This window comes from Kitasatospora sp. NPDC002543 (genome assembly GCF_053594915.1).
Genome location: NZ_JBSFWR010000038.1, coordinates 43,336 through 68,104, shown reverse-complemented (window position 1 = coordinate 68,104; position 24,769 = coordinate 43,336). Strand labels below are relative to the sequence as shown.

The 24,769-nt window shown below is 72.2% G+C and carries 25 protein-coding genes and 3 pseudogenes; 9 read left to right on the top strand and 19 right to left on the bottom strand.

Annotated features, from left to right (window positions below):
• Positions 1-296: pseudogene (locus tag ACWD4P_RS18420) on the top strand (hypothetical protein); the annotation flags it as partial.
• Positions 297-351: 55 nt separating this feature from the next.
• Here ACWD4P_RS18420 and ACWD4P_RS18415 read toward each other — a convergent pair.
• The 3 genes from ACWD4P_RS18415 to ACWD4P_RS18405 form a co-directional block, all read right to left on the bottom strand.
• The gene (locus tag ACWD4P_RS18415) at positions 352-564 is read right to left on the bottom strand and encodes a DUF397 domain-containing protein (RefSeq protein WP_449780260.1); all 213 of its coding nucleotides are present in this window, start codon (positions 562-564) and stop codon (positions 352-354) included.
• Between the two features lie 125 nt (positions 565-689).
• Complete coding sequence (locus ACWD4P_RS18410; protein WP_449780259.1) at positions 690-902, bottom strand: DUF397 domain-containing protein; 213 nt, start codon at positions 900-902, stop codon at positions 690-692.
• Positions 899-1,729 (bottom strand): helix-turn-helix domain-containing protein, encoded by an 831-nt coding sequence (locus ACWD4P_RS18405; RefSeq protein WP_449780258.1) that lies wholly within the window; start codon positions 1,727-1,729, stop codon positions 899-901. The genes ACWD4P_RS18410 and ACWD4P_RS18405 overlap by 4 nt, the downstream gene beginning before the upstream one ends.
• 184 nt (positions 1,730-1,913) lie before the next feature.
• Between ACWD4P_RS18405 and ACWD4P_RS18400 the strand changes: the two genes are divergently transcribed.
• Both ACWD4P_RS18400 and ACWD4P_RS18395 read left to right on the top strand, forming a co-directional pair.
• Positions 1,914-2,348 (top strand): ATP-binding protein, encoded by a 435-nt coding sequence (locus ACWD4P_RS18400; protein WP_449780257.1) that lies wholly within the window; start codon positions 1,914-1,916, stop codon positions 2,346-2,348.
• Between the two features lie 15 nt (positions 2,349-2,363).
• Positions 2,364-2,957, top strand: coding sequence for a hypothetical protein (locus ACWD4P_RS18395; RefSeq protein ID WP_449780256.1), 594 nt, complete (start codon positions 2,364-2,366; stop codon positions 2,955-2,957).
• A 37-nt stretch (positions 2,958-2,994) separates the two neighbouring features.
• Here the strand turns inward: ACWD4P_RS18395 and ACWD4P_RS18390 are convergent.
• Positions 2,995-3,096 (bottom strand): annotated as a pseudogene (locus tag ACWD4P_RS18390) (DUF397 domain-containing protein); the annotation flags it as partial.
• Positions 3,097-3,193: 97 nt separating this feature from the next.
• Here ACWD4P_RS18390 and ACWD4P_RS18385 point away from each other — a divergent pair.
• A pseudogene (locus ACWD4P_RS18385) lies at positions 3,194-3,855 on the top strand (HAD family hydrolase).
• Positions 3,856-4,039: 184 nt separating this feature from the next.
• Here ACWD4P_RS18385 and ACWD4P_RS18380 read toward each other — a convergent pair.
• On the bottom strand, positions 4,040-4,252 hold the full coding sequence (locus ACWD4P_RS18380) for a DUF397 domain-containing protein (protein ID WP_449780255.1): 213 nt from the start codon (positions 4,250-4,252) through the stop codon (positions 4,040-4,042).
• Positions 4,249-5,079 (bottom strand): helix-turn-helix domain-containing protein, encoded by an 831-nt coding sequence (locus ACWD4P_RS18375; RefSeq protein ID WP_449780254.1) that lies wholly within the window; start codon positions 5,077-5,079, stop codon positions 4,249-4,251. Before ACWD4P_RS18375 ends, ACWD4P_RS18380 begins: the two co-directional genes overlap by 4 nt.
• A 196-nt stretch (positions 5,080-5,275) precedes the next feature.
• Here ACWD4P_RS18375 and ACWD4P_RS18370 point away from each other — a divergent pair, with 196 nt between their 5' ends.
• Complete coding sequence (locus tag ACWD4P_RS18370) at positions 5,276-5,710, top strand: ATP-binding protein (RefSeq protein WP_449780253.1); 435 nt, start codon at positions 5,276-5,278, stop codon at positions 5,708-5,710.
• Positions 5,711-5,725: 15 nt separating this feature from the next.
• Positions 5,726-6,319: a hypothetical protein gene (locus tag ACWD4P_RS18365; protein WP_449780252.1), complete on the top strand. Its 594-nt coding sequence runs from the start codon at positions 5,726-5,728 to the stop codon at positions 6,317-6,319.
• Between the two features lie 160 nt (positions 6,320-6,479).
• Here the strand turns inward: ACWD4P_RS18365 and ACWD4P_RS18360 are convergent, their stop codons facing one another.
• Positions 6,480-6,686, bottom strand: a complete 207-nt coding sequence (locus tag ACWD4P_RS18360; protein ID WP_449780251.1) for a DUF397 domain-containing protein — start codon at positions 6,684-6,686, stop codon at positions 6,480-6,482.
• Between the two features lie 87 nt (positions 6,687-6,773).
• On the opposite strand from ACWD4P_RS18360, the gene ACWD4P_RS18355 reads away from it, so the two are divergent.
• Positions 6,774-7,133: a hypothetical protein gene (locus ACWD4P_RS18355; protein ID WP_449780250.1), complete on the top strand. Its 360-nt coding sequence runs from the start codon at positions 6,774-6,776 to the stop codon at positions 7,131-7,133.
• Positions 7,134-8,067: 934 nt separating this feature from the next.
• Here the strand turns inward: ACWD4P_RS18355 and ACWD4P_RS18350 are convergent.
• Positions 8,068-8,607 carry a hypothetical protein gene (locus tag ACWD4P_RS18350; RefSeq protein ID WP_449780249.1) on the bottom strand — a complete coding sequence of 180 codons (540 nt, stop codon included), beginning with the start codon at positions 8,605-8,607 and terminating at the stop codon, positions 8,068-8,070.
• 37 nt (positions 8,608-8,644) lie between these two features.
• The gene (locus ACWD4P_RS18345) at positions 8,645-10,282 is read right to left on the bottom strand and encodes a hypothetical protein (protein WP_449780248.1); all 1,638 of its coding nucleotides are present in this window, start codon (positions 10,280-10,282) and stop codon (positions 8,645-8,647) included.
• A gap of 503 nt (positions 10,283-10,785) precedes the next feature.
• On the opposite strand from ACWD4P_RS18345, the gene ACWD4P_RS18340 reads away from it, so the two are divergent.
• Complete coding sequence (locus ACWD4P_RS18340) at positions 10,786-12,075, top strand: WD40 repeat domain-containing protein (protein WP_449780247.1); 1,290 nt, start codon at positions 10,786-10,788, stop codon at positions 12,073-12,075.
• Between the two features lie 345 nt (positions 12,076-12,420).
• On the opposite strand, the gene ACWD4P_RS18335 is transcribed toward ACWD4P_RS18340, so the two are convergent.
• The 9 genes from ACWD4P_RS18335 to ACWD4P_RS18295 all read right to left on the bottom strand — a co-directional run bounded on the left by ACWD4P_RS18335 (position 12,421) and on the right by ACWD4P_RS18295 (position 23,323).
• Positions 12,421-13,671, bottom strand: a complete 1,251-nt coding sequence (locus ACWD4P_RS18335; protein WP_359822061.1) for a sugar ABC transporter permease — start codon at positions 13,669-13,671, stop codon at positions 12,421-12,423.
• Positions 13,668-14,513 carry an ATP-binding cassette domain-containing protein gene (locus ACWD4P_RS18330; RefSeq protein WP_449780246.1) on the bottom strand — a complete coding sequence of 282 codons (846 nt, stop codon included), beginning with the start codon at positions 14,511-14,513 and terminating at the stop codon, positions 13,668-13,670. The genes ACWD4P_RS18335 and ACWD4P_RS18330 overlap by 4 nt, the downstream gene beginning before the upstream one ends.
• Positions 14,514-14,618: 105 nt before the next feature.
• Positions 14,619-15,719, bottom strand: a complete 1,101-nt coding sequence (locus ACWD4P_RS18325; RefSeq protein WP_449780245.1) for a substrate-binding domain-containing protein — start codon at positions 15,717-15,719, stop codon at positions 14,619-14,621.
• Positions 15,720-15,887: 168 nt separating this feature from the next.
• Positions 15,888-16,841, bottom strand: coding sequence for a DUF4331 family protein (locus ACWD4P_RS18320; RefSeq protein WP_449780244.1), 954 nt, complete (start codon positions 16,839-16,841; stop codon positions 15,888-15,890).
• A gap of 210 nt (positions 16,842-17,051) precedes the next feature.
• Positions 17,052-18,287 carry a cytochrome P450 family protein gene (locus tag ACWD4P_RS18315; protein WP_449780243.1) on the bottom strand — a complete coding sequence of 412 codons (1,236 nt, stop codon included), beginning with the start codon at positions 18,285-18,287 and terminating at the stop codon, positions 17,052-17,054.
• Between the two features lie 218 nt (positions 18,288-18,505).
• A complete protein-coding gene (gene secD / locus ACWD4P_RS18310) occupies positions 18,506-20,848 on the bottom strand; it encodes a protein translocase subunit SecD (RefSeq protein WP_449780242.1) in 2,343 nt (780 codons plus the stop codon).
• A 178-nt stretch (positions 20,849-21,026) separates the two neighbouring features.
• Entirely contained in the window at positions 21,027-21,452 is a 426-nt protein-coding gene (locus ACWD4P_RS18305) for a hypothetical protein (protein WP_449780241.1), read from the bottom strand.
• A 261-nt stretch (positions 21,453-21,713) separates the two neighbouring features.
• Positions 21,714-22,754 (bottom strand): hypothetical protein, encoded by a 1,041-nt coding sequence (locus ACWD4P_RS18300; RefSeq protein ID WP_359818074.1) that lies wholly within the window; start codon positions 22,752-22,754, stop codon positions 21,714-21,716.
• Complete coding sequence (locus ACWD4P_RS18295; RefSeq protein WP_449780240.1) at positions 22,754-23,323, bottom strand: RNA polymerase sigma factor; 570 nt, start codon at positions 23,321-23,323, stop codon at positions 22,754-22,756. Before ACWD4P_RS18295 ends, ACWD4P_RS18300 begins: the two co-directional genes overlap by 1 nt.
• On the opposite strand from ACWD4P_RS18295, the gene ACWD4P_RS18290 reads away from it, so the two are divergent.
• Positions 23,322-23,453, top strand: a complete 132-nt coding sequence (locus ACWD4P_RS18290) for a hypothetical protein (RefSeq protein ID WP_449780239.1) — start codon at positions 23,322-23,324, stop codon at positions 23,451-23,453. The two genes, ACWD4P_RS18295 and ACWD4P_RS18290, sit on opposite strands and share 2 nt — an antisense overlap.
• Positions 23,454-24,219: 766 nt before the next feature.
• On the opposite strand, the gene ACWD4P_RS18285 is transcribed toward ACWD4P_RS18290, so the two are convergent.
• Positions 24,220-24,765, bottom strand: coding sequence for a GNAT family N-acetyltransferase (locus tag ACWD4P_RS18285; RefSeq protein WP_359818079.1), 546 nt, complete (start codon positions 24,763-24,765; stop codon positions 24,220-24,222).
• Between the last annotated feature and the right edge of the window lie 4 nt (positions 24,766-24,769).

Genomic DNA, 24,769 nt, shown 5'->3' with positions numbered 1-24,769 from the left:
GTGAGGAGACCTTCGTCACCGCCGTCGGGTACCCGGCGAACATCGACTACGCCGCCCACCAGGTGAGCTGCGCGGGGACCCTGGAGCGGCTGATCCTCTACCCCATCCTGCTGGACCTGCCCTGCCGGACCCTGGGCGAGGGGGCCAGCGGCGGGCCGTGGCTTTGGGTGAACCCGGACACCCTGCAGAGGTCGGTCAACGGGGTCACCCGGGCGCACGACGGCGTGGAGATCGATACTCCGTACTTCGACGACAACGTCATGGGGATGTACACCCGGCAGGGCTCGCTCACCTGACGGCCCGGCTGCCCGTTGGGATGCTCCCCGGTCGGGCGCGGGCCGGGTCCCTTCCTCAAGCCTCGCCGAACTCGCCGCTGCGGACGGCGGTGACGAACGACGCCCAGGCCTCGGCCGGGAAGACGAGGGCCGGGCCCTGAGGGTCCTTGGAGTCGCGGACGGGCATCAGGTTCGGGAAGCCGACGGCTACTTCAACACACTGTCCGCCGTTGCCGCTGTAGCTGCTCTTGCTCCAGGAAGCACCCGTCACGTCAACGTTCTCGCCCATGCCGACTCCCTTGGTGGATAGCTGATCGCGTTTCGTCCTCGCAATCCTGCCCCAGGAGGCGGGGGAGGAACCGACCGCAGGCCCGGACCGCGAACGGTCCGGGCCTGCGGATTCCGGGCTGGGGCTCAGACCTCGCCGAACTCACCACTGCGGACGGCGGTGACGAACGACTTCCAGGCCTTTGCCCGGAAGAGCAGGGCCGGACCGTGGGGGTCCTTCGAGTCACGGACGGGAGCGAGACCCGGGAAGCCTGCGGCGACCTCGACGCAGTCACCACCGTTGTTGGAGTACGAGGACTTGCCCCAGGAAGCGCTGGACAGGTCTACGCGGTCGGTCATGATGGGATTTCCTTTCGGGCCCTGCGGATCTTCTCCAGGGATGCGGCCTTCGGCAACGCCTCCACCAGTAGCTGATCGTAGTCACTTTCCCAACCGGCAACCGTTGCGCGGGACCGCTCAAGGTGACCCCTCGCCGTCGATTCGGCATACCCCACGACTGTGTGGTCTGGGAGATTCAGCAGAACCACCGGCAGTGTGAACGAGAGGTTCTCCCCAATGCTGAATGGGGCGACCTGCACGGTGATGTTCGGACGCTCGGCCAGGCTCTCAAGGTGCCGCAGCTGCTCGGCCATGACCCGAGGCCCTCCGATGGGACGCAACAGCACCCCCTCCTCGATCACCACGTGAAGCATCGGTGGGTTCTTCTGGTCGAGGATCTCCTGACGCAGAGCCAGATAGTCGGTGCGCTCATCGGCCTCGGCGGGGGTGATCGCGCCACGCCTGACAGCCGCCTGCGCCAGCGCTCTTGCATACGCGGGGGTCTGAAGCAGGCCCGGGACGATGATCAGGCCGATTGTTCGCAGCCGCCTGCACCGCGCTTCGGCGTCAGCGAACTCGGCGAAGCCCTCAAGAAGCGCCGCCCGACTGAATCGTCGCCACAACTCATAGAACCGTTGGCCTGATTCGAACACCTCGTCGGCCTTAACAGCTAGGGCCCGTGTTGGGGAACGCTTCCCGTTCTCGACATATGAGATGTGCGCACCTGAGTATCCCAGGCGTCTGGCTGACTCTGTCTGCGACCAGCGTTTTGCCCGTCTTGACCTGCGAAGTTCCTGGCCGAAGCGGACTTGTGGCGATGCCTGGGCGTCAACTTCACCCTCAGTCATGATCGTTCGGCTCCTTCACACGACATTGCTGTCAAGGGTAAGACGCTGGCAATCGTAGGGGCAATCACGCCATCATGGCTACACCCGGTGATTCGCCGGGTGCACAGCGCAACCTGCGGAGACCGTCCATCTCGCAGCGCACGGCGCATCCCACTCGCATGCCATCCCTTGAGGTACTTCCCCCATGCTCACTGCTCGTCGTCCCCGTGCGTTCGTCGCGCGGCTCGATGCCCGTGTCGAATCCACGCCGCTGGCCCGGTACTTGCTCCGCGCCTACCTGGCCGCCCTGCCCTCCGGGGACCGCTACCGCGATACCGCCGAACTCCTCCTCGGTGAGTTGTTCGCCAATGCCGTGCAGCACTCCGACGGCCCCGACGACTGCCACATCGAGGTCCGCATCTCCCTCTGCGGATCCCGCCTGCGCCTCGAAGTCCATGACGCCGGCACCGGCCGCCCCACCTTGCGTACCGCCGCGCCGGACGACGAGTGCGGGCGCGGCCTGTTCCTCGTCGACGAGCTCGCCGAGCGCTGGGGCTGCTCCGTGCGTCCGGGCGGCATCGGCAAGTTCGTCTGGGTGCTCGTCGCCCCCACCCCCGCGCCCGCCCTCGTCACCGTCTGAAGGCCCGAACTCCCCATGCACCAGCCCTCGCTGACCACCCTGGCCCGCCACACCCTCTCCCGGGGCGCCACCCCCGCCGCGACCTACGCCCTCATCGCCCGCCTCGGCCACCCGCCCCTGCCCGTCGCCCGCGCCGTCTGCCTCGCCCTGGACATCCCCCACGCCGAGACCACCCGCCGCCTCGCCGACTGCTACGACGCCCTCCTCGCCGACCCCCGCCCGGACTCCGAGTGCGACACCGGCGAAGTCCTCGAAGCCCTCGGCGTCTTCGACGTCCCCAAGTCCCTCACCGACACCGAACTCGCCGTCGTCGACCTCTTCCTGACCGCCATGGACGCCATGGGCGGCATCCGCCCCGGCCACCGCCACGGCCTCCAGCGCTGGTTCACCACCGGCAACCTCACCGCCGCCTACCTCTCCCTCGCCTTCGCCCGCCCCCTGCCCCGCACCGGCGACCCCGCCACCTACTGGACCACCCTCACCACCGCCGGCGAACTCCTCACCACCGCCCCCAACCCCGACACCCGCATCCGCCACGCCCTCACCCACTGCCGAACCCACGCCACCCCGCACCAGAAGTCGACCCCACCGACTTCCCACGCGGGGTGATCAGTGGAGCGGGCCCTGCCAAAGCCTCTTCGCAGATGCCGCTGCGGACGGCGGTGACGAACGACGTCCAGGCCTCGGCCGGGAAGACGAGGGCCGGGCCCTGAGGGTCCTTCGAGTCGCGGACAGGGGCCGGACCGGGGAAACCGGTCCGGGGTCACTCCGGTGTGCTGACGGGTGCCGGTGGAAGGACTTCGGAGAGGACGCCGGGGACGTCCTCGCCCCACTAGGCTGCGGCTATGACGATCAAGGCTGTGGTGTTCGACGTCGGGGAGTGCCTGGTCGATGAGACCCGGGAGTACGGCACCTGGGCCGACTGGTTGGGTGTACCGCGACACACTTTCGTCGCCCAGTTCGGCGCGGTGATCGCGCAGGGCCGGGACTATCGGGAGACCTTCCAGATCTTCGCCCCCGGCTTCGACCTCTATGCGGAGCGCGAGAAGCGGGCGGCTGCCGGCCGACCGGAGACGTTCGGTGAGGACGACCTCTACCCGGACGTCCGGGATGCCTTCGCCCGACTCAGGGCGGACGGCCTGTGGCTGGTGATCGCCGGCAATCAGACCGTGCGGGCCGGGGCGATCCTTCGTCGGCTGTTCACGGACGACGTCGATCTGATCGGCACCTCGGACGACTGGGGCGCGAGCAAGCCGGACCCCGTCTTCTTCGAGCGCGTCGCCGAGCTGGCACCCGCCGAACCGCGCGAGATCCTCTACGTCGGTGACCGGCTCGACAACGACGTGCTCCCCGCCCGGGCGGCAGGGATGCAGACGGCTTTGATCCGGCGCGGCCCGTGGGGCTGGATCCAGCAGCACGATCCAGCGCGGAGCAGGCGACGTTCAGAATCGACTCGCTGGCGGAACTCCCGGATCTGATCGCCAAGTTCAACGCTGAAGCGAGCTGAGCGTCGCTGACCAGGAGTAGAGGCGGTCGTCCACACGTTGGACGGCCGCTGTGTCCTGCCATGGGGTGAGTGCCCGTCGGGCCTCGCGCAAGCGCCATCACAAGCCTGCGGCAGGGGGCGGGGGAGGAATCGACCGCAGGCCCGGACCGCGAACGGTCCGGGCCTGCGGATGCCGGGTTGGGGCTCAGACCTCGCCGAACTCGCCGCTGCGGACGGCGGTGACGAACGACGTCCAGGCCTCGGCCGGGAAGACGAGGGCCGGGCCCTGAGGGTCCTTCGAGTCACGGACAGGGGCAAGACCAGTGAAGTCCGCGGCGACCTCGACGCAGGTACCGCCGTTGTTGCTGTAGGAGGACTTGAACCACTGGGCGTCGGACAGGTCTACAGGGGGAGTCATGACGTTCCTCTCACGCCTTGCTTGCGGATCTTCTCCAGTGACGCAGCCTTCGACAACGCTTCCACCTGGAGCTGAAGGAAATCCCGCTCCCATGCCTGAGCAGTTTCGGTGTCTCGCGAGAGGAAGCCGCGCAGCTGGCACTCCGAGTATGCCAGGAGCGATCGATCCGGCATGGCCAACAGCGTCACAACCATGGTGAACGGCAGCTCCTCCGCGAGCGAGAACGGCGCCACCTGGATGGTGATGTTCGGGCGACTCGCGAGGTCTTCAAGGTGTGCCAGCTGCCGCGCCATGACCCTGGATCCTCCCACCTTCCGCAGGAGGGCTCCTTCGTCAAGGACGAAGTGCAGTCGTGGAGCCGATTCCCTGGTCAGGAGTTTCTGACGTGTGGCCAGGAAGTCGAGCCGGTCCGCCGCCTGCTCCTCGGTGATGCTGCCGCGCCGGACAGCAGCGGATGCGAAGGCGCCGGCGTACTCCATCGTCTGAGCCAGACCAGGCACGATGCCCGGCTCGAAGTGGGAGATGCCTTGAGCCTTCGCCTCTTGCGCCGCGTACTCGGGAAAACCTTCCAGCAACGAAGACCTGCTGAGGCTCCAGTACGTCAGTTCTAGTGTTCCACCCGCATCGAGAGCCTTGTCGGCGACACGGACCCACTCAAGCGTGGGATTGCGGGCCCCTCTTTCGAGGTTCGAAATCTGACTATCGCTCAAATGCGTGAGCTCGCCGAGCTGGGTCTGCGTCAAGCCAGCCGCCTTGCGCAGCCTGCGCAGTTGAGCCCCGAACGCCTTCAGGGGCGAAGCCGATGGATCCAACTGAGACTCACGCATCGTCCGACCTCCACTGCTGCGCGAATACCACCAGGGGAAACTGTCAAGTGGGAGAGCCTTCCGATCGTAGCGGTCCAGGCGCCACCATGGCTACACCCGGTGATTCACCGGGTGCACAGCGCAACCTGCGGAGACCGTCCATCTCGCAGCGCACGGCGCATTCCACTCGCATGCCATCCCTTGAGGTACTTCCCCCATGCTCACTGCCCGTCGTCCCCGTGCGTTCGTCGCGCGGCTCGATGCCCGTATCGAATCCACGCCGCTGGCCCGGTACTTGCTCCGCGCCTACCTGGCCGCCCTGCCCTCCGGCGAGCGCTACCGCGATACCGCCGAACTGCTCCTCGGTGAGTTGTTCGCCAATGCCGTGCAGCACTCCGACGGCCCCGACGACTGCCACATCGAGATCCGCATCTCCCTCTGCGGATCCCGCCTGCGGCTCGAAGTCCACGACGCCGGCACCGGCCGCCCCACCTTGCGTTCCGCCTCGCCGGACGACGAGTGCGGGCGCGGCCTGTTCCTCGTCGACGAGCTCGCCGAGCGCTGGGGCTGCTCCTCCCGCCCGGGCGGCATCGGCAAGTTCGTCTGGGTGCTCGTCGCCCCCGCCCCCATCCCCTCCCTCGTCACCGTCTGAAGGCCCGAACTCCCCATGCACCAGCCCTCGCTGACCACCCTGGCCCGCCACACCCTCTCCCGGGGCGCCACCCCGGCCGCGACCTACGCCCTGATCGCCCGCCTCGGCCACCCGCCCCTGCCCGTCGCCCGGGCCGTCTGCCTCGCCCTGGACATCCCGCTCGCCGAGACCACCCGCCGCCTCGCCGAGTGCTACGACGCCCTCCTGGCCGACCCCCGCCCGGACTCCGAGTGCGACACCGGTGAAGTCCTCGAAGCCCTCGGTGTCTTCGACGTCCCCAAGTCCCTCACCGAGGCCGAACTCGCCGTCGTCGACCTCTTCCTGGTCGCCATGGACGCCATGGGCGGCATCCGCCCCGGCCACCGCCACGGCCTCCAGCGCTGGTTCACCACCGGCAACCTCACCGCGGCCTACCTCTCCCTCGCCTTCGCCCGCCCCCTGCCCCGCACCGGCGACCCGGCCCTCTACTGGACCACCCTCACCACCGCCGGCGAACTCCTCACCACCGCCCCCAACCCCGACCGCCGCCTCACCTACGCCCTCACCCACTGCCGCACCCACGCCACCCCGCACCAGAAGTCGACCCCACCGACTTCCCACGCGGGGTGATCAGTGGAGCGGGCCCTGCCAGGGCTCGGCACGACGGCGTGGAGATCGACACCCGTACTTCGACGACAACGTCATGGGGATGTCCACCCGGCAGGGCTCGCTCACCTGATGGTCAGCCCGTTGGGATGCTTCAGGGTCGGGCGCGGGCCGGATTCTTTCCTCAGGCCTCGCCGAACTCGCCGCTGCGGACGGCGGTGACGAACGACGTCCAGGCTTCGGTCGGGAAGACGAGGGCCGGGCCCTGAGGATCCTTGGAGTCGCGGACCCTGCCCGGGTGCGCATCATCCACCTCGACACAGCCACCCCCACCATTGCTGTAGCTGCTCTTCCTCCAGGAAACGCCCGTCAGGTCAACGTTCTCGCCCATGCCGACTCCCTTGGTGGATAGCTGATCGCGTCGTCATCGCAAGCCTGCCCCAGGGGGCGGGGGAGGAACCGACCGCAGGCCCGGGCCGTGAACGGTCCGGGCCTGCGGATGCCGGGCTGGGGCTCAGATCTCGCCGAACTCGCCGTCGTCGACCTCTTCCTGACGGCCATGGACGCCATGGGCGGCATCCGCGCCGGCCACCGCCACGGGCTCCAGCGCTGGTTCACCACCGGCAACCTCACCGCGGCCTATCTCTCCCTCGTCTTCGCCCGCCCCCTGCCCCGCACCGGCGACCCCGCCACCTACTGGACCACCCTCACCACCGCCGGCGAACTCCTCACCACCGCCCCCAACCCCGACACCCGCATCCGCCACGCCCTCACCCACTGCCGCACCCACGCCACCCCGCACCAGAAGTCGGCCCCGCCGACTTCCCACGCGGGGTGATCAGTGGAGCGGGCCCTGCCAGGGCTCGGCCGCGGATGCGGTGGTGACGGAGCAACGGGAAGGTCGGTCAAACGCCGGGGCCCATGGCGCTGTTCGCGTCGTGGGCCCCGGCGGGTTGTGTGCCGGCCACCGCGACGTCCTGGCCGCCGAACGTAAGGAACGCGCCCGCATCCGAAGCGAGAAGGCATCCGCGGGGGCGGACGGCCTCTCAAGAGCGCGGCTTGATCCAACCTGGCGGACGGCCTGTCCGGCCGCATCACCAGGGCGCGCGTACTGGGGTTGTGATCAATGGCTGTTCCGAGTGAGCTCTTCGATCCAGATCATCGAGGCCCGGAGATGGAGCCCGGCGAAGCGCAAGTTCAGGAGGTGCCCCCGCCCGAGGCGCTCCCGTTCCAGGTGCTCCCGCCTGAAGTACCCCCGTTCCAGGTGCCCCCGTTTCGGGTGCCCCCGACCCAGGTGCCTCCGCTGTCGGGGAAGTCACTGGTCGGGGTGGCAGAGGGCGGGGTCGACCTCGGAGAGGAGGGGGTGGGGGTCCTCGCGGGGGTTGGGCGGCGGGACGGGCTGGGGGAGCCGGGCGAGTAGGAGGGGGTGGAGGTCCTTGTGGGGGTTGGGCGGCGGGACGGGCTGGGGGAGCCGGACGGGTAGGGCGGGGCCGTTGTCGAGGAACCCCCAACCGACTGGTCGTCCTCGGAGGACGAGGCCAGCAGGTAGCTGACGCCTCCGACGATCGCGCCGAGCCCCACCCAGATGATGACGGCGAGCACCAGCCGCTGCGTGCGTTGCACCGGGGCCGGGGCTGGGGCCTCCTCCGGCTCTCGCCTGTCCACCCATCGCTGGAGGTTTCTGTCCCAGTACCTGGCCAACCTCGTTCCTTCCTCGCCGAGTCACTGAACCGCCGAACCGCCGTCACACCGCGAGGCGTCCCCCGAGCCCCTCAGGCCAGGAGCTGTTCGATCGCCTGCACCACGGCCAGCGCCGAGGCGAGTCCCGAGACCGCCGTGCCCGACCCCCGCAGGAGGTCCCGCAGCCGTTCCAGCCGGGTGCGCGGCGCCTCACCCGTCCGCTGGAGCTCGCCCCGGACGGTCGCCACCTCCTGCTCCACCTCGGCCACCCCGTTGCCCTCCACCCGGGCGAACAGCGGGAGCTGGCCGTGGAGTTCGCCGAGCGCCTCCAGCAGCTGCCGCACGTCCGCGCCCGTGCGCACCGAGGCGTCGACGGCCCGCGCGTCGAGCCCGGCGGCGACCGCCCCGCCCGTCAGCGTCCCGATCGAGACGCCGCCCGCCGCCGGAACGGGCAGCGTCAGCCCGGTGACGTCGGGCACGGGCTCGGGCGTGCCGGTGCGCTGCGAACGGTCCTCGGCGCTCGCCCCGGAGCCGGAGGCGACGGCACCGCCCGTCATGGTGCCGATGGCCACCCCGCCGCCGGGGTGGGACCGGTCCTCCTCGTCCTGCGGTACGTTCTGTTCTTCGCTCATGGCTTCTCCTCGATCGTTCTGCTTTCGCCTCCGCGGGTCAGGAGGCCGGTCCCGGCACGCCTTCCGGTGTGAGGTGCACGGTGGCGGGGCCGCCGAAGCCGGCCGTACCGCCGCTGGTTGCGACGGCGCCGCCGCTCATCGATCCGATGTGGATGCCGCCGCTCATCACCTGCACCACGTTCTGCTCGAAGCGCCCGGTCTCGTAGCCCTGACTGTGCAGGGCCTCGCGCACGCCGTCGATGATCCGTTCCTTGACCGTCTTCAGGTAGCGGCTGACGTCCAGCTCCTGGAAGAGCGAGATGCTGGTGTCCGTGGCCAGCTCGCGCAGTGACACCAGCGGACGGGCCGACACCACGCCCGGTGCCTCCTTCGACGGCCTCAGGGCCCAGTCACCGGGGCGCAGCAGATGCCGCATCGCCGCCGGGGAGGCGGTGAACGCGGAGGTCGCCGGGCGGTGGCGCCGCCAGTGGGTGCCCCGCTGGACCACGGCGTCGGCCAGCAGCTCGTACTCCCGCCACACCGGCCCGAGCACGTGCGGGACGACCTCCACCACCAGCAGCTGCCCCTGGGTGTGCACCCGCAGGTGGACGGTCAGCACGACCTGTTCGCCCCAGGACCCGATCCGGACCCGTAGGAAGCGTCGCCTGGGTTCGCCGCCCTCGTCCACGGCTTCGGCGAGGTGCTGGGCGATGTCTTCGGGGCTGCGCGGCACCTCGGACCGGATCGGCCCGTGGGGCAGGAAGACCACGTCGTCGATCTCCATCTCCCGCAGCCGGTCCAGGCTGGTGAGGGCGGCGGCCTGCCGCAGGCCGGCCAGCCGGGGGACGATCAGTTCGAGGACGTCGCGCGCGGTGAGGTCACGGGCGGACGGGACCACCGGGCCGGTGGTGCGGTGCTTCAGCTCCAGAACGAAGGACCATGCCTCGTGGGGGAATCCGGCGCCGAGGAAGGGGGTGGCGGGGTCGTAGATGATCAGCCGGGAGTGCTGCTCGGTGTCGAGGGAGCGCCGCAGCCGCTGATGGCGCGGGGTGTCGGGCAGAGTGCTCGTCGGCCGGGCATGGAAGGCGTCACGGCTCAGTTCCTTCCGCATGAGCCGGGCGGTGAGCAGTCGGTGGCCGCCGACGGCCGCGGCGAGCGCCAGCGGGAACAGCACCCCTGCCGGTTCGTGTTCGGCGTACCAGAGCGCCAGGATCCAGTAGACGAGCTGGAGCACCACCTGGAGACCGGCGGCGAACACGCGGAGGGGCCGCGCGGGGGGACGGTCGTAGTCCGTCGACGGGGCGGCGTGGAGTACGTGCCGCCGGAGGCTCGCGGGCTTCGCGAACCAGGTCACCAGCGTGACCACGGCGTAGAAGCCGGCGAAGTTGGTGACGTAGGGCCACACAAGTTCAAAGGTGGCCTTGTCTGGGTCCTTCGGCTTGGACACGAGCCACTCGAAGGTGCCCCCGTCGGAGGGGCCGAAGGCCGGAAGGAGCGCGACGCAGGCGAAGCCGATCCAGAGTGCGGCGAGCACCGCCCCGAGCAGTAGCTCCGCCCTGCGGGCCCGCAAGGCGTGGGCCAGCACGGTCACCAGGTCGAAGCCGAGGGAGGGCGGGACGCTGCGCTCCTCGTGCTTCACCAGTTCGCCGATCACCCGGCGGCGGAACTCGGGGTCGAGGTGGACTCCGACGGACATCAGTCGCGTGGCCTCGGAGCGGGCGTACCGCGATGGCGGGGTCTCCTGAGGCGGCCCCTGTGCCTGGGGCGGCAGATGCAGTCCCGGCGGCCGGTCGCCCATGCGCCTCACCCCTTCGGTGTTTCAAACCAACTCGTGCGAATTATCTTGCACCTGACGCCAAATCGGCCAGCAGAACGGGCGAAAACCCCCGAAAGGAAGGAAAGTTCACCTCCGGGGTTCCGTTTGTGGAGCCCACCCCCCGAACCGGCGGAGCCTTCCTTCGGCGTCTCCCGCCACTGCCCGCCCGTCCTGAAGCGCCAGGCCAGCCCCTCCAACTGCTGCCGAAGCCGCTCCGGGCGCGGGCCGTACCTGCCGATCGGCAGATACGGCTCGGTGAACTCCCGCTCCATGTCGGCAAGTTGAGCTCACGTCACGCAACGCGGCCTACCGGATCACAACCCGTCGCGAGGGTGAATCCCGCAGATTGATCACGACCAAATACGGGCCCTAGAGTTTCGGCCATGAGTGGCGACGTTCATATGACCGCTTCGGCATCGGATTCGTCGGGGGCGGAAGGGTGGTGGACGGACCTGCGATGGCTGGTGAACGCTGATCCGGAGCGGGTTCTGGGGTTGACGGCCTCCGATGCGGCTTCCGATGCGGCCTCCGATGCGCGACTGATGGCTGCGGTCTACCGGGCATCGGTGGACGTGCACCGGGACGCGCCGCCGTGGGTGCGGCGGCAGCTGCTGGCCCTGGACGCGGCTCGGTACGGGGACCGGGAGTTGTCGGCGCGGATCGCCGCCGTGCCGGTGGAGGATGTCGGCGCCGAGCCGTGGCAGGTGCTGTGGTCCACCGGCGCGCAGAGTGACCCGTACTTCCGGATGAACCCGTCCGGCCACACCGGCGGTGTCGGCGCGGTGGTGACATCCGTCTCGGACGGCCGCCACGTCGTGGTCACCGGCAGCAAGGACCGGACGGTTCGGGTGCGGGACCTCGAGACCGGCCAACCGGTCGGCGGGCCCTTGAGCGACCTCGACGGCAGAGTGTGGGCGGTGGCGACGGAGGTCGTGGACGGTCGGCCGTGCGTCGTCACGGCCGGCGACTGGGCGGTACTGGCGTGGGACCTGGCCACCCGGCAGCGGACGGGCGAGCTGCCGGGGATCAACGGTGAGGTGTGGTGTCTGGGCACGGCTGTCGTCAGGGGGCGACCGTGTGCGCTCGCCAGTGACGACGACGTGTCCGTGCGGGTCTGGGATCTGGCCAGCGGGGAACAGGTCGGCGAACTCACCGGACACGACGACTTCCTGATGGCCGTCGACACGCTGGTGATCGATGGCCGGCCCCGTGCGGTGGGCTGTACGAGCGGTGGCAAGGTCTGGCAGTGGGACCTGACCACCGGACAACCGGTCGGGGAGCCCCTGCCGGGCCACGACGGCGAGGCGTGGGCGGTCGCGACAGCGGTCGTCGGCGGCAGGGCCCACGCGATCACGGCGGGTCACGACGCCACCGTGCGCGTGTGGGATCTGGCCGTGGGACGGGAAGTCGGCAGGCTGGTCGGCCACGAAGGCACCGTGTCCGCGGTGGTGACCGCGGTGATCGGTGGAGAACTCCGGGTCGTCACCGGTGGTTCGGATGGAACGGTGTGCCTGTGGGAGCCGGCCGCCGGGCGGCAGATCGGCCGGGAGCTGGTGTTTCCCGCGCCGGTCCATGCGCTGACCGTGACCCCGGAAGGCTCGCTCGTGGTGGGCTTCGGCCGCGACGTCGCGGTCCTGTCCCTGCGGTCCGACCCCGACTCCGCTGGGCCGTGAGCCGTCGGTGCTGTGACCGGATGGTTGCTGGTTGCGCCCCGGCGATGAGGACAAGACGCGGCCGGCGGCTGCGTGACCCGGCGAACCCGTGCGGCCACAGCAATAGTCGAGTCGGCGGCCGAGATCGATGAGGCCGGCCGCCGTCCGGCGGTCCGCAGCGGCCACCACCGGCCCCGCACGGTGGTCACCGCGGCCGGGCCGGGCCGGTCGAGGTCAGGGCCCCCCACTTCCCCCGTGCCGGGGGCGGGGCCGGTGCCGGGCGGGGGAGTGGGGCGCGCCGGAAGTCGGGCTCGCCGGCTTCCGGTGCGCCTGGCCCGCTTCACCCGCGGGCGGGGGCCGAGGTGGCTAGGTGCGGCCGGTGGTGCGGGTGCGGCGGGTGAGGGAGTCGAGGACGACGGCGGCGAGCAGGACGGCGCCGGTGATCATGTACTGGATGGCCTGGGCGGCGTGGACCATGTCCAGGCCGGTGGTGATGGACTGGATGACGAGGATGCCCAGCAGCGCCGACCAGGTCTTGCCGCGGCCGCCGAAGAGGCTGGTGCCGCCGATGACGGCCGCCGCGATCGCGCTCATCAGCACGTTGCCGCCGCCCAGTTGCTTGTCGGCGGAGCCCTGCTGGGAGGCGTAGAACAGGCCGCCCAGGCCGGCGAGGAACGCGGAGAGCACGAACACCGAGATCCGGACCCGGGCGACGTTGACGCCCGCGCGCCGGGCCGCCTCCACGCCGCCGCCCACCGCGAAGACCTGCCGGCCGTAGCGGGTGCGGCGCAGCACGAAGTCGGTGGCGAGGACGGCGCCGAGCAGCACGACCAGGGACAGCGGCAGGCCGCGGTCCTGGTTGAGGGCGTAGGCGGTGGCCAGGGTGAGGACGGCCAGCGCCCCGGCGCGGATGGCGCTGTCGGCGGTGGCGGGCGCGCTCAGGCCCGCGGCGCGGCGGCGGCGGGCGGTGAGCAGGTGGGCGCCCAGGTAGAGGGCGGGGGCGAGGACGGCCAGGCCCCAGGCGTAGGCGATGTCGCCGTCGCCGAGGAAGGTGGAGTCCAGGCTCGCGACGATGCCGTCGTGGCGGTTGTTGACGGTGCCGCCGCCGCCCAGCACGTACTCCTGCAGGCCGCTCCAGGCGAGCATCCCGGCGAGGGTGACCACGAAGGCGGGCACCCCGACGCGGGCGAAGAACAGGCCGTGCAGCAGCCCCATGACGCAGGCCGCGCCCAGGGCGGCGAGGATCGCCACCCACTCGCTCCAGCCCTGGCGCACCGTCAGCACCGCCGCGACGGCGGCGCTCGCGCCGGCCACCGAGCCGAGCGAGAGGTCGATCTCGCCGAGGATCAGCACGAACACGACGCCGACCGCGATCAGGCCTGGCCCGGCGATGAAGCGGGTGATGTTGGTGAGGTTGTCGGCCTGCAGGAAGTGGTGGGTGACGGACTGGAAGACGATCGCGATGACGACCAGGCCGACGACGACGGGCAGCGAGCCGAGCTCGCCGGAGGCCAGGCGGCGCCGGGCGGCCCGCGCCCGGCCGGCCCAGCCCTGCGCGGGCGCGTGCAGCCGGGGGTCGGCCGCGGGCGCGCCGGCGGGTGCTTGGGGGGTGCTCACAGGGACTCGGCCTCCTCGGCGGGCTCGGTGGACCGGCCGGGCTCGATGGACCGGGCGCCTTCGCCGGGCCCGGCGGTTTCGGTGCGGCGGGCCCGGCGGGCGTGGGCGTTGTCGGTGGCGCCGGTGATCGCGGCGACGATCTGCTCCTGGGTGGTGCCCGCCACCGGGAAGACGCCGTTGTTGCGGCCCAGGCGCAGCACCGCGACGGTGTCGGCCACCGCCCGTACGTCCGCCATGTTGTGGCTGACCAGCACGACCGCCAGGCCGCGTTCGCGCAGCCGCTCCACCAGGTCGAGGACCTGGGCGGTCTGCTCGACGCCGAGCGCCGCGGTGGGCTCGTCGAGCACCACCAGGGCCGGTTCGCCGACCAGGGCGCGGGCGATGGCCACCACCTGCCGCTGCCCGCCGGACAACGCCGCCACGGGGGTGCGCACGTCGGGGATGCGGATGGCGAGGGTGTCCAGCAGCCGGCGGGCCTGCTGCTCCATGGCGACCTCGTCGAGCAGGCCGCGGCGGCGTTTCTCGCGGCCGAGGAAGAGGTTGGCGATGACGTCGAGGTTGTCGCACAGCGCGAGGTCCTGGTAGACGGTCGCGATGCCGAGGGCGGCGGCGTCCTGGGGACGGGCCAGGCGTACGGGCTCGCCGTGCCAGGCGAGGGTGCCCTCGTCCACGGGGTGGACGCCGGCGATGGTCTTGACGAGGGTGGACTTGCCGGCGCCGTTGTCGCCGACGAGGGCGAGGACCTCCCCGGCGTGGACGGCGAGGTCGACGTCGGTGAGGGCCTGGACGGCCCCGAAGCGCTTGGAGACCGAGCGCAGCTGCAGGACGGGTGCGCCTGTCACGGGAACAACCACCTTGGGAGAGCGGCTACTTGGGGGATACCTACGTGCTCGGGCGGGGCGTGCCCGGGAGGGCGGGGCGTGCCCGGGAGGGCGGGGCGTGCCGGGCTACTTGAGGCCGGCGGCGGCGCACGCGGCGGCGTAGTCGGCGGTGCAGATGTCGGAGGCCTTGTAGATGCCGTCGGCCATGACGGTGGTGGCGATGGTGTCCTTGGTGACGATCTTGGCGTCGAGCAGCTTGGTGGGGATGTTCTTGGCGGTGGCGCTGTCGACGCTGGAGGTGGCGACGGCCTTGACGTCCTTGCCCTGGAGCAGGGCGACGGCCAGTTCGGCGGCGGCGTCGGCCTGCTGGCGGTACGTCTTGTAGATGGTGTACGCCTGGTCGCCGGCCACGACGCGCTGGACGCCGTCCAGGCTGGCGTCCTGGCCGCCGACGGGCACCTTGATGCCGGCGCCCTTGAGCTGGGTGATGATGGCCGCGGCCATGCCGTCGTTGGCGGAGTAGACGGCCTGGAAGCCGCTCTTGCCGAACTCGGTGACGGCGGCGGAGATCTTCTGTCCGGCGACGGTGGGGTTCCACTGCCCGGACTGCTCGTAGACGACCTTCTTCACCTTGCCGTCGAGGGCCTTGTGCGCGCCGGTCTTGAACTCCGCGGCGTTCGGGTCGGCCTCGTCGCCGTTGATCATGACGATGTTCGCCTCGCCGGCCTGCGGGCCGAGCGCGGCCAGCAGGGCCTGGCCCTGCAGTTCGCCGATCTTCTCGTTGTCGAAGGAGGTGTACGCGGCGATCGGGCCGGCCGCCAGCCGGTCGTAGGCGACGACCTTGACGCCCTTGGCGGCGGCCTCCTGCACCCAGCTCTGGGTGGAGGCGGCGTCGTACGGGTCCAGGACGATCACCTTGACGCCCTGGGTGAGCAGGGTGTCGAACTGCTGCTTCTGCTTGGCGGCGCTGCCCTCGGCGTTGTTGTACAGCACCTTGCACTGCGCGCACAGCGCCTTGACCTTGGCCTCGATGAACGGCCGGTCGAAGGACTCGTAGCGCACCGAGGAGGCGTTCTCCGGCAGCAGCAGGCCGATGGCGTTCGGGTCGCCGGCGGCCGAGGAGGAGCCGGACTTGGCGCCGCCGGCCTTTCCGCAGGCGGCGGTCACGGACAGGGTCATGGCGAGGCCCACGGTGCAGACGAGGGCGCGACGCAGGACGGCGTTCATACGGGTTGCCTCTCCCTGGGGTCGCCGCGGCGGTGCGGCGGGGTGGGGGGAGTCAACCCTGGACGCGTACATGACGTCAATAAGTAAAACCAGACTGCCGGGAATCCACCTCCACTCGTTATCTTCGTGAACACGCCATGGAGACAAGCACCCGAACGACGCCCGCACTCAGTGCGGGTGCCCCAGATACGGGAACGCCGGCAGCAGATCGGTGTGCGGGCCGATGCGGTCACCGGAGACCGCCCCGTCCGTCAGCATCGTCAGCCGCGCCGAGGTGACGTCGTCCGTCAGCGTCCGCCCGTTGGGGTAACCCGCCGGACGGGAACGGTCGTAGCGCAGGACGTCCGGCAGCACGATCCGCAGCTGCGCCCGCGCCGCGTCCGTCGTGTACCCGCCGAAGTGCTGCAGCTTCGCCGTCCACGGATCCCGGTAGTTCTCCCAATCGTCCACCGGATCACCGGCGTTGTACGCGTCCTTCACGTCCTCCTCGTTGAAGTACGCCGTCAGCGACGGATGCGCGCCCCGGTCCACCGACACCAGCCCGCCGTCCTCGCGCACGCTCACCCGCGCCCACACCCCGAACTCCGCGGCCTCCCCGAACGCCGCGTCCGGAGCCTCCAGCACGATCCCGAACACGTTCTTGTCCGCGCCCCAGTCCACGCCCGTCCACTGGAAGTCCTTCACGATCCCGTCCAGGTCCGCGAAGAACGGGTCGCTGCGCAGCCCCGCACTCACCCGGTACGACCCCGCCTCCACCACCTGCGGCGCCCTGGAGAAACTCACCGGCGCGTCCGCCACCAGCACCTCGCCGACCGCCTCCAGCCCGCGCGCCCCCTCACCCGTCGCACGGCGCACCGTCATCGTCTGCGCCCCGCCCACCGGCTCGGAGAACGTGAAGGCGTACGCGATGTCCGAGCGGTTGTCGCCGTCGGTGTCGATGTCGATCCGGTACACCGCCCGCGGGTGGAAGGCCTGCCCGCCGGACGGCGCGACCGGGTTCACGTTCATGATCAGCACCGTCCGGCCCGGCTCCGGCGCGGCGAACGCGAACAGATCGGTCAGGTCCAGACGCGCGTCACCCCGCGGTGAGCGCAGGTTCGGTCCGCTGAGGTGGTGCGACAAGACGGCCTCCGGTCTCGAGTGCTCCGCGCGCGTCCGCACGCGCACCCCCCGCCCCCGGCCAATTGCTAACACGCCCCGCCCGCCACCGGCCCGCCGCGCTGCGCCACCCGGACGACGGCGACGACGACGGCGACGACGACGGCGACGGCGACAATGACGGCGACGACGGCGGGCGGGCGGGAGGGGGCCGGGGGGCGGTTCGGCGCGCGGTCAGCAGGCCCGCGGCGCCTGCGGGCCGAGCAGCACCGGCAGCGCCCGGTGCCCGTTGGAGATCAGCGAGTCGACCGGCTCCAGCCGCGCGCCCGGGGCGAACGCGAGGTCGGGGAAGCGCTCGAACAGCCGGCTCAGCGCGGTGCGCCCCTCCAGACGGGCCAGCGGCGCGCCCAGGCAGAAGTGCACGCCGTGCCCGAAGGCCAGGTGGTCCTTGACCGGCCGGGTGACGTCGAAGTCGGCGCCGGTGTCGCCGTAGCGCGCCGGGTGGCGCCCGGCGGCCGCGTAGGCGGCCAGGATCGCCTCCCCGCGGCGCACCGTCACCCCGCCGGGCAGCTCGATGTCCTCCACCGCGTAGCGCATCGGCAGGTGCGCCACCGGCGCGTTGCGGCGCAGCGCCTCCTCCACCACGTCGTCCCAGCCGGCCTTGCCCGCGCGCACCAGGGCGAGCTGGCCGGGGTGGGTGAGCAGGTCCGTGATGCCGTTGTCGATCAGGTTCACGGTCGTCTCGTAGCCGGCCGAGACGATCAGCAGCACGGTGTCGCGCAGCTCCTCCTCGCTCAGCGCCCGGGAGTCGCCGTCGCTCTCGGCGTCGCGGGCGGCGATCAGCGCCGAGGTCATGTCCTCGCCCGGCTCGCGGCGCTTGGCGGCGATCAACTCCTCCAGCAGGCCCAGGAACGTGGCCGCGGTGGCCGCCGACTCCTCGGGGGACAGCACGGTGGAGAAGACCTTGTCGACCAGGCGCCGGAAGGTGTCCGTCAGGTCGTCGGGCAGGCCCAGCAGCCGGGAGATGACCTGGATCGGCAGCGGGTAGGCCAGGCGCTCGCGCAGGTCCACCACCTCGCCGGGGGCGGTGGCGGCTAGGCCGTCCAGCAGGGTGTCGGTCAGCTCCTCGACGCCTGCGGTCATGGTGGCGACCTGGCGGGCGGTGAAGGCGCTGCCCACCAGGCGGCGCAGCCGCCGGTGGTCGGCGCCGTGGGCGTTGAACATGTTGTGCGCGCTCACCCAGATCGCCAGCGGCCAGGTCCGCACCACCTCGGCGAAGTCGGGCCAGTGCCGCAGGCCGTCCTTGGAGATACGCGGGTCCTTGGTCAGTTCCTCCAGCAGCTCCGGGTCGGACACCGACCAGGCCCGCACACCCAGGATGTCGACGGGCGTGGCCGGTCCGCGCGTGCTCAGCTCGATGCTCTCGGCATCGCGGGCACGGCCGGTCGGGTCCAGTACGAGACGCTCCACGGGGGTTCCTCCACTCGGCGCGGCGACGGCGCGCGCGGCCGCACGCCGCGCACCCGGGACACGATGCTCCCGGGCGCCGGGGCGCGTCGAGAGGGCGCGTGCCGCCCGCACCCGGCGCGCGAACCGCCGTACCCGCCTTCCGCGTTCGTGGTGCGCCCGGCGCCCGGCGCCCGGAGCCGGGCGCCGGGCGGGGTTTGTCACGCGGCGGGCGGGGCCGCTCAGACCACCGCCCCGTTGTGGTCGCGCCCCCGCGCCGGGCCCGCCGCGTGCGGCGCCCGGGCCTCCCGGGCCCGTCCGGGCTCGCGCGGCTGCTCCGGGGAACGCCCCTGGAGCAGCACGACCACCGGCATCGCGGTGAACACCGTCGACGCCGTGCCCAGCAGGACCCCGGCCAGCAGCGCCACCGAGAAGTCGGCGAGCGAGTCGCCGCCGAGGAACGCCAGGGCCAGCAGCACGAACAGCGCCCCCATGCCGGTGTTCACCGTCCGGGGGAGGGTCTGCGCCACGGCCCGGTCCGCGAGGTCCGCCCAGCTCGCCTTCGTCCCGGTGCGGCGCAGCTCGCGCAGCCGGTCCAGGACCACCACCGTGTCGTTGACGGAGTACCCGACGATGGTGAGCAGCGCGGCGAGGAAGACGCTGTCCACCGGCCTGCCCAGCCAGGCGAAGAGGCCGAGGACGAGCAGCAGGTCCTGCGTCATCGCGACCACCGCGGCCGCCGCGAAGGTCCACCGGAAGCGGACCGTGAGGTAGAGCAGCTGGGCGGCGACCGCCAGCCCGAGCGCGGCCAGCGCGTAGCCGCGCAGCTCGCTGCCCAGGATCGGGCCGATCAACTCGTCGCGTTCCACGGACAGTTCGCCCGCGACGCCGGTGAGCGCCGCCCGGATGCGCTGCTGCTCGTCGTCACCGGTCTCCTTGGTGCGCACGGACACGCCGGTGTCGCCGGTGGTCTGCACCACGGCCTGCGGGAACCCGGCGCCGACCACCGCCGTACGGGCGGCGTCCGCGTCGACCCGCTGCGCGGCGGTGTACTGCGCGACCCGGCCGCCGGTGAACTCCACGCCGAAGTCCAGGCCGCGCCCGCCGATCCCGGCCAGGGCGAGCAGCAGCAGCCCGGCGCAGGCGCCCAGCCAGCGCCGCCGGTGGCGCATCAGCCGGGGCGGCCGCCGGGTCAGCCGGGTCCGCAGCCGCCCGACGCCGGCCATGCCGGTCAGGGCGGGGCGCCGGGCGACGGCGGGCCGGCGCACCGCCCACTCGGCGAGCAGCCGGGTGATCAGCATGGCCGAGAACATCGAGGCCAGCACGCCGATCGACAGCGTCACCCCGAAACCCTTGACCGGGCCGGTGGCGAACACGAAGAGCAGCCCGGCGGCGAGCAGCGTCGTCACATTGGAGTCGGCCACCGCGCTCCACGCCTTCGCGAACCCGACGCGCAGCGGGCGCCGCAGGTCGCGCTCCCGGCCCCGGCCGGGCACCCGGGAGGCGGCGTACTCCTCCCTGGCCCGTTCGAAGACCAGCACGTTGGCGTCCACCGCCATGCCGACGGCGAGCACGAAGCCCGCCAGCCCCGGCAGGGTGAGCGTCGCGCCGAGCGCCACCACGGCGGCGTACGAGATCAGCCCGTACAGGACGAGCGCGACGGTGGCCAGCACCCCGAGCAGGCGGTACACCGCGATGATGAACGCCGCGGTGCACAGCAGGCCGACGGCCGCGGCCAGGGCGCTGGCCCGGATCGCCTCGGCGCCCAGGGTGGGGCCGACCGTGCTCTGCTCGATCACCGTCACCGGTACGGGCAGGGCGCCGCCCTTGACCAGGGCGGCGAGGTCGCGGGCCTCGTCGGCCGAGAAACCGCCGGTGATCTGCGTCGAACCGCCGGTGATCCCCTGCCCGCAGGGCACGCTGTCCTGCACACCGGGGGCGGACAGGACCCGGTCGTCGAGCACGATGGCGACCCGGCGGGCCGGATCGCCCGGCGCGGCGCACGCCGCCGCCCCGGTGAGCCGGGCCCAGGCGTCGCCGGCCGAGCCGCGGAAGGACAGGTCGATGCTCCAGCCCAGGCCCGTCCGGGTGTCGAGGACGGCCGAGGCGTCCTTGACGCCGTCCCCGCTCAGCGCCGGCGGACCCAGCCGCAGGTGGCCGCCGGGCAGGGCGGGGTCGGCCAGGACCAGGGAGCCGTCCGCCGCCGGGGGCCGGGCCGGGCCGTCGGCCGTCGCGGTGACGGGGTGGAAGGTGAGCTGGGCGGTGCGGCCGATGACCCCGGCGGCCTCACGGGGGTCCTGCACACCGGGGAGCTCGACGACGATGCGCCGCTCCCCGGCGCGGGCGAGCGAGGCCTCGGCGACACCGAGGCCGTCGACCCGGCGGCGCAGCACCTCCAGCGCCCGGTCGGTGGCGTCCGCGTCGGCGCGCACGGTGGGCGAGTCCTGGGTCTCCAGGACGATCCGGGTGCCGCCGCGCAGATCGAGACCGAGGCGCGGCGGGGTGGTCAGGGCGATGCAGAGCGAGACACCGACGACGGCGAGCGCGACGAGCGCGCGCCAGAACACGGCACGGCGAGAAGACATTGGGTACTCCACGGGCGGTCCGCGGGAGCCGGGCGTCCACGGCGGGACGCCGCACCCGGGACGGGCGGACGCGAGGGGACGGCGCGCCGCCGGGAACGCTCCGGGCGCGGTGGCCGGAGCCCTCCCGCCCGGGCCGCGGGCAGGCCGCGGCACCCGGGTCGGCGGGCGCGGTGGAACGTCAGCTGGACCGGGTGGAGGGGGGACCGCGGGTGTGGCGGGGATCGTAGCGGCCGGCCGGCGGCGCCCGCTCCTGGCGCGGCCCCGCGGCGTACAGTCCGGGTTGCGGCGGGGGGACGTCCGTCCCGGTGGCCGGGAGCGCGGCCGGCGGCAGCGCGGGCAGCCGCACGCCGGGCTCGGCGGCGACCGTCCGCCGCTGGACGGCGTCGACCCGGGGACGCTCCGCGGCCCGCCGGACCTCCGCGCCCGCCGGGCCGGGCCGTCCGGCCGCCGGTGCGGCGAGGGCGGCCGGGGCGGCGAGGGCGGCCGGGGCGGCGCCTGGCGCCGTGCCTGGCGCCGTGCCCGTCACCGTGCCGAGGAGGACCTGGCAGACGGCCCAGACCGCGAGGAACGCGCAGGACAGCGCGGCCGCCGCGGCCCGACGCACGCGTCGCTCCACTCGGTCCCCCTCCCCGCTCGTGCCGTCACCCGGTCCCGTCCGCAAGAAGCCCCCACTCTAGGCGACGGCCCCACCGCGCAGGGAAGCCCGGGCGACGCACCGGAGGGGCCGGGACCGACGCCGGGGCCGAAGCCGGGGCCGAAGTTGGGGCCGACGCCGGGGCCACGGACCGGCCGTGGCCCGCGCGGTGGCCTCCGCGCGCAGGGCGGCCGGCCGGGGCAGGTCGGCGGGCACAGCGGTGGCGGGAGGTCAGACCCTGGTCACGTCCCGCGTTCCGGTTCCCGGTCGGATGATGTAGACCCCGGAGCCGGGCAGCGTTTCTCGCGAGTCCTCCCGGAGCCGGTCGATGCTGACTTCGGTCGGCCACCGCGTGCGCAGCTCGGACCAGCGCACTCCCGCGAGGTCGACGTGCGTGAGGTCGGCGGTGCTCAGGTCCGCGGTGGTGAAGTCGTCCAGGATCTCGGAGAGGAATTCCAGGTCGAGAGCCTCGGGTTCGCCGAGCCCGAAAAGTTCTCCGACCCGGGAGGCCAGCGCCCGGGCGAGGTACTCCACTTCCTGGACGGCGCGGATCAGATCGCCACCGCGTACCGCGTACGTGAACACCTGGCAGGCCCGGAGGAACTCCGCGATCGCCGGATGATCCGCACTCCGCACGCGCTGGTCGATCGTCGAGACCATTTCCCGGACGAGAACCCTTCCGACCCTGCTCGCCTGGTCGATCGCCGGATAGTGGGGTTCGAGCAGAGCCACGATCTCGTGAGCCATGTCCCGTAGTCCCCAGGCCAGAGCGGCCCGCCCGTCCAGCCCCTGGGCGATTCCTTCCGCGATTCCCTGCGCCGCGAAAGCAGCCCTTTTCAGGGGCATGCCGTGATAGCGGCCGAAGCCGAGGCCGTCGGTGAGATCCTGGGCCAGCGTGACCGTCCGGATCAGGAGATCGGCCAGGATGGCCGCTGTGACCAGGGGATGCTCGCGCAGTTCGAGCCGGCGCTCAGGGCCGAGCAGCTCGAAGCGCTGGTGCAGCCGGCCGACGTCGTAGAGGGGCGCGGCCGTCTCCTCGAACTCCGTCCTGGCGCTGTTCCGGGACGTGATGGACGCCAGTCCGGCCTCGATGTCCAACACCTCGTTCAGACCCTCGACCAGGTCCCGGTGGTTGGCGGACAGCATCACCTCGCGCAGGCCGGCCTCCACGTCCAGGTGACCACCAAGCCCTTCCAGGAACTGCGCCTGCATGTCTGTCAGCCGGCCCGAGAATTTCCGGGTACGCGCTCCCGGAACAAAACGATCGTCCATCAGTCCCCCTCTCGATCCCTCATCTTGCTGGAAACGGCCAGTCGTGCTTTGAATAAACTGGCCCGGACCGCCGCGGCCTTCAGTCCCAGCTCGGCCGCGATCTCCGCCGGCTTGTAGCCGTCCAGCGTCCAGGCGAGAACCTGCCGCTGGCGGGCCGGGAGGTCGCGCAGCAGGTGAAGGATCTCCTGCGTGTCCTCCCATTCAGCGGCTTCATCCGGCGCCGGCAGCAAGGACGTCGGCTCGAGAGCGAGTTCGCCGATGCTCTCCTCGACCTGACTGAAGGCCCGCACCAGCTCGCGCGAGGCCACTCTTCTGCTCCACGCCTCCGGCGACTGGATTCGGTCCCACCGTTCGTATGCCTTGAGCATCGTGTCCTGGGCCAAGTCCGAAGCCAGAGCGGCCGGTGCGCCCTGCCACATCAGGAACGCGACCAGCCTGATCATGAACGTCCGGTAGAAATAGTCGAATTCCCCGTTCCGGGAACTCGTCTCACTCCCGCTCCCGGAAGCCGAAAGGTGCCCGAGGGAGGCCGCCGAGGCAGCCTCCCCGTCCGGACCGATCTCACTCATGTGCGCCGCGACCCCGTTCATCCTGCTGCACCGCTCGTACCGAGCCGATCCCGTCGGCATCGCGGCGGAACGCCAGGACGACCACGACCGCGGGTGGCGGGGGCGGGGGAGGCAGATCCCGCTGCCGTGACCGCCGCACCTGTCCCAGGAGGGTGGCCAGGGCCCCCAGCAGTCCCAGCAACGCCGTTGCGACCGAACCTGTGACAGGGTCCACATGTACTCCTCGATACCGTTCGACACTTCCACCATCAGGAGTCATCAGGGAGCCGCAGCGTTAACCGGCCCAAGGATCCTGTTACACACGGCACAAGAGGAAGCCGGCCGGCCGCTCCGCCACCTCGGCGGGGAGCGAGCCGCCGGAGCCGGTCCCGGGAGGTGTCGGCATCCCGGCCCGAGCCGCCCGTCACGGTCGGGTGGCCGCCGGTCCCGCTTGTCAAGGGGCGCCACAACTGCCTTGCGGAAGCGGCATGATGGGCGTCCCTTCCCGACGACCTCCGGTGCCGGCCGACCGCCGGCCCGGCGAAGAACGCCGGTGTCGAGGACGTGTCGTGGTCGACACCGGTCAGCCCCAAGGGCCGGCGGCTCGCCCGCCGGCTGTCGCCGGACGGCGTCTGGGTCAGCTGAGGGACAACACCTTCCGCGCGGCCGGAGCGGACCGCTGCGGACGACCGCGCGCCTGTGCGGCGGCCGGGGTCCCGGGCGACGCCGTACGGCGGTTCGCCGGAGCTGGTGGGGAGCGTGGCGGCGTCGGGGGTGCGATGGCCGTCCACCGGCAGGCCGCCGGGCCCGAGGTCCGGGACCCGGGCTCCGCCGTCGGGCCCGACCGGGTCCGGCCCGTCCGCGGCGGGCCCCGTCCCGGGAGCCCGCCACGGCACGGCGCGCGCCGTCGCCTCGTCCTACGCGCGCAGGCGGCCCGCCTCGTGGACGTGGGGTGGCGCCGCCGCCCGTGCGGCGCGTTCGAACAGGGCGCCGCTGCGGCTGCCGGGCACCGTGCGCACCCAACGCCAGCCCTGCGCGCGGTAGTAGGCGTGCAGGGCGGTGTTGTCGCTCCACACGTTCACCCGCAGCAGGGCGGCGCCCGAGCGGGCGGCCCGCCAGGCGGCCCAGTCGCCCAGGCGGGCGCCGATGCCGTGCCCGGCGTACCGGCGGTCCACCGTGAAGGAGCTCAAGTAGCGGGCGGGCCGGGCGAGTTCCTCCTCGGTCCACAGGCGGGGGCTGCCGGCGGGGCGCAGGGTCACGGTGGCGACGGCCTCGCCGCTGGGCGCCAGCGCGGCGACGGCGGTCGCGCCGCGGGCGATCAGTGCCAGGCCGCGCTCGGAGTCGTACGGGGACGACCACTGGGCGGAGCCGTGCTCCAGGGCGATCCAGGCGGCGGCCTCCGCGCGCAGGGCGGCCAGCCGGGGCAGGTCGGCGGGCACCGCGGGGCGGACGTACAGCGTCACGGGC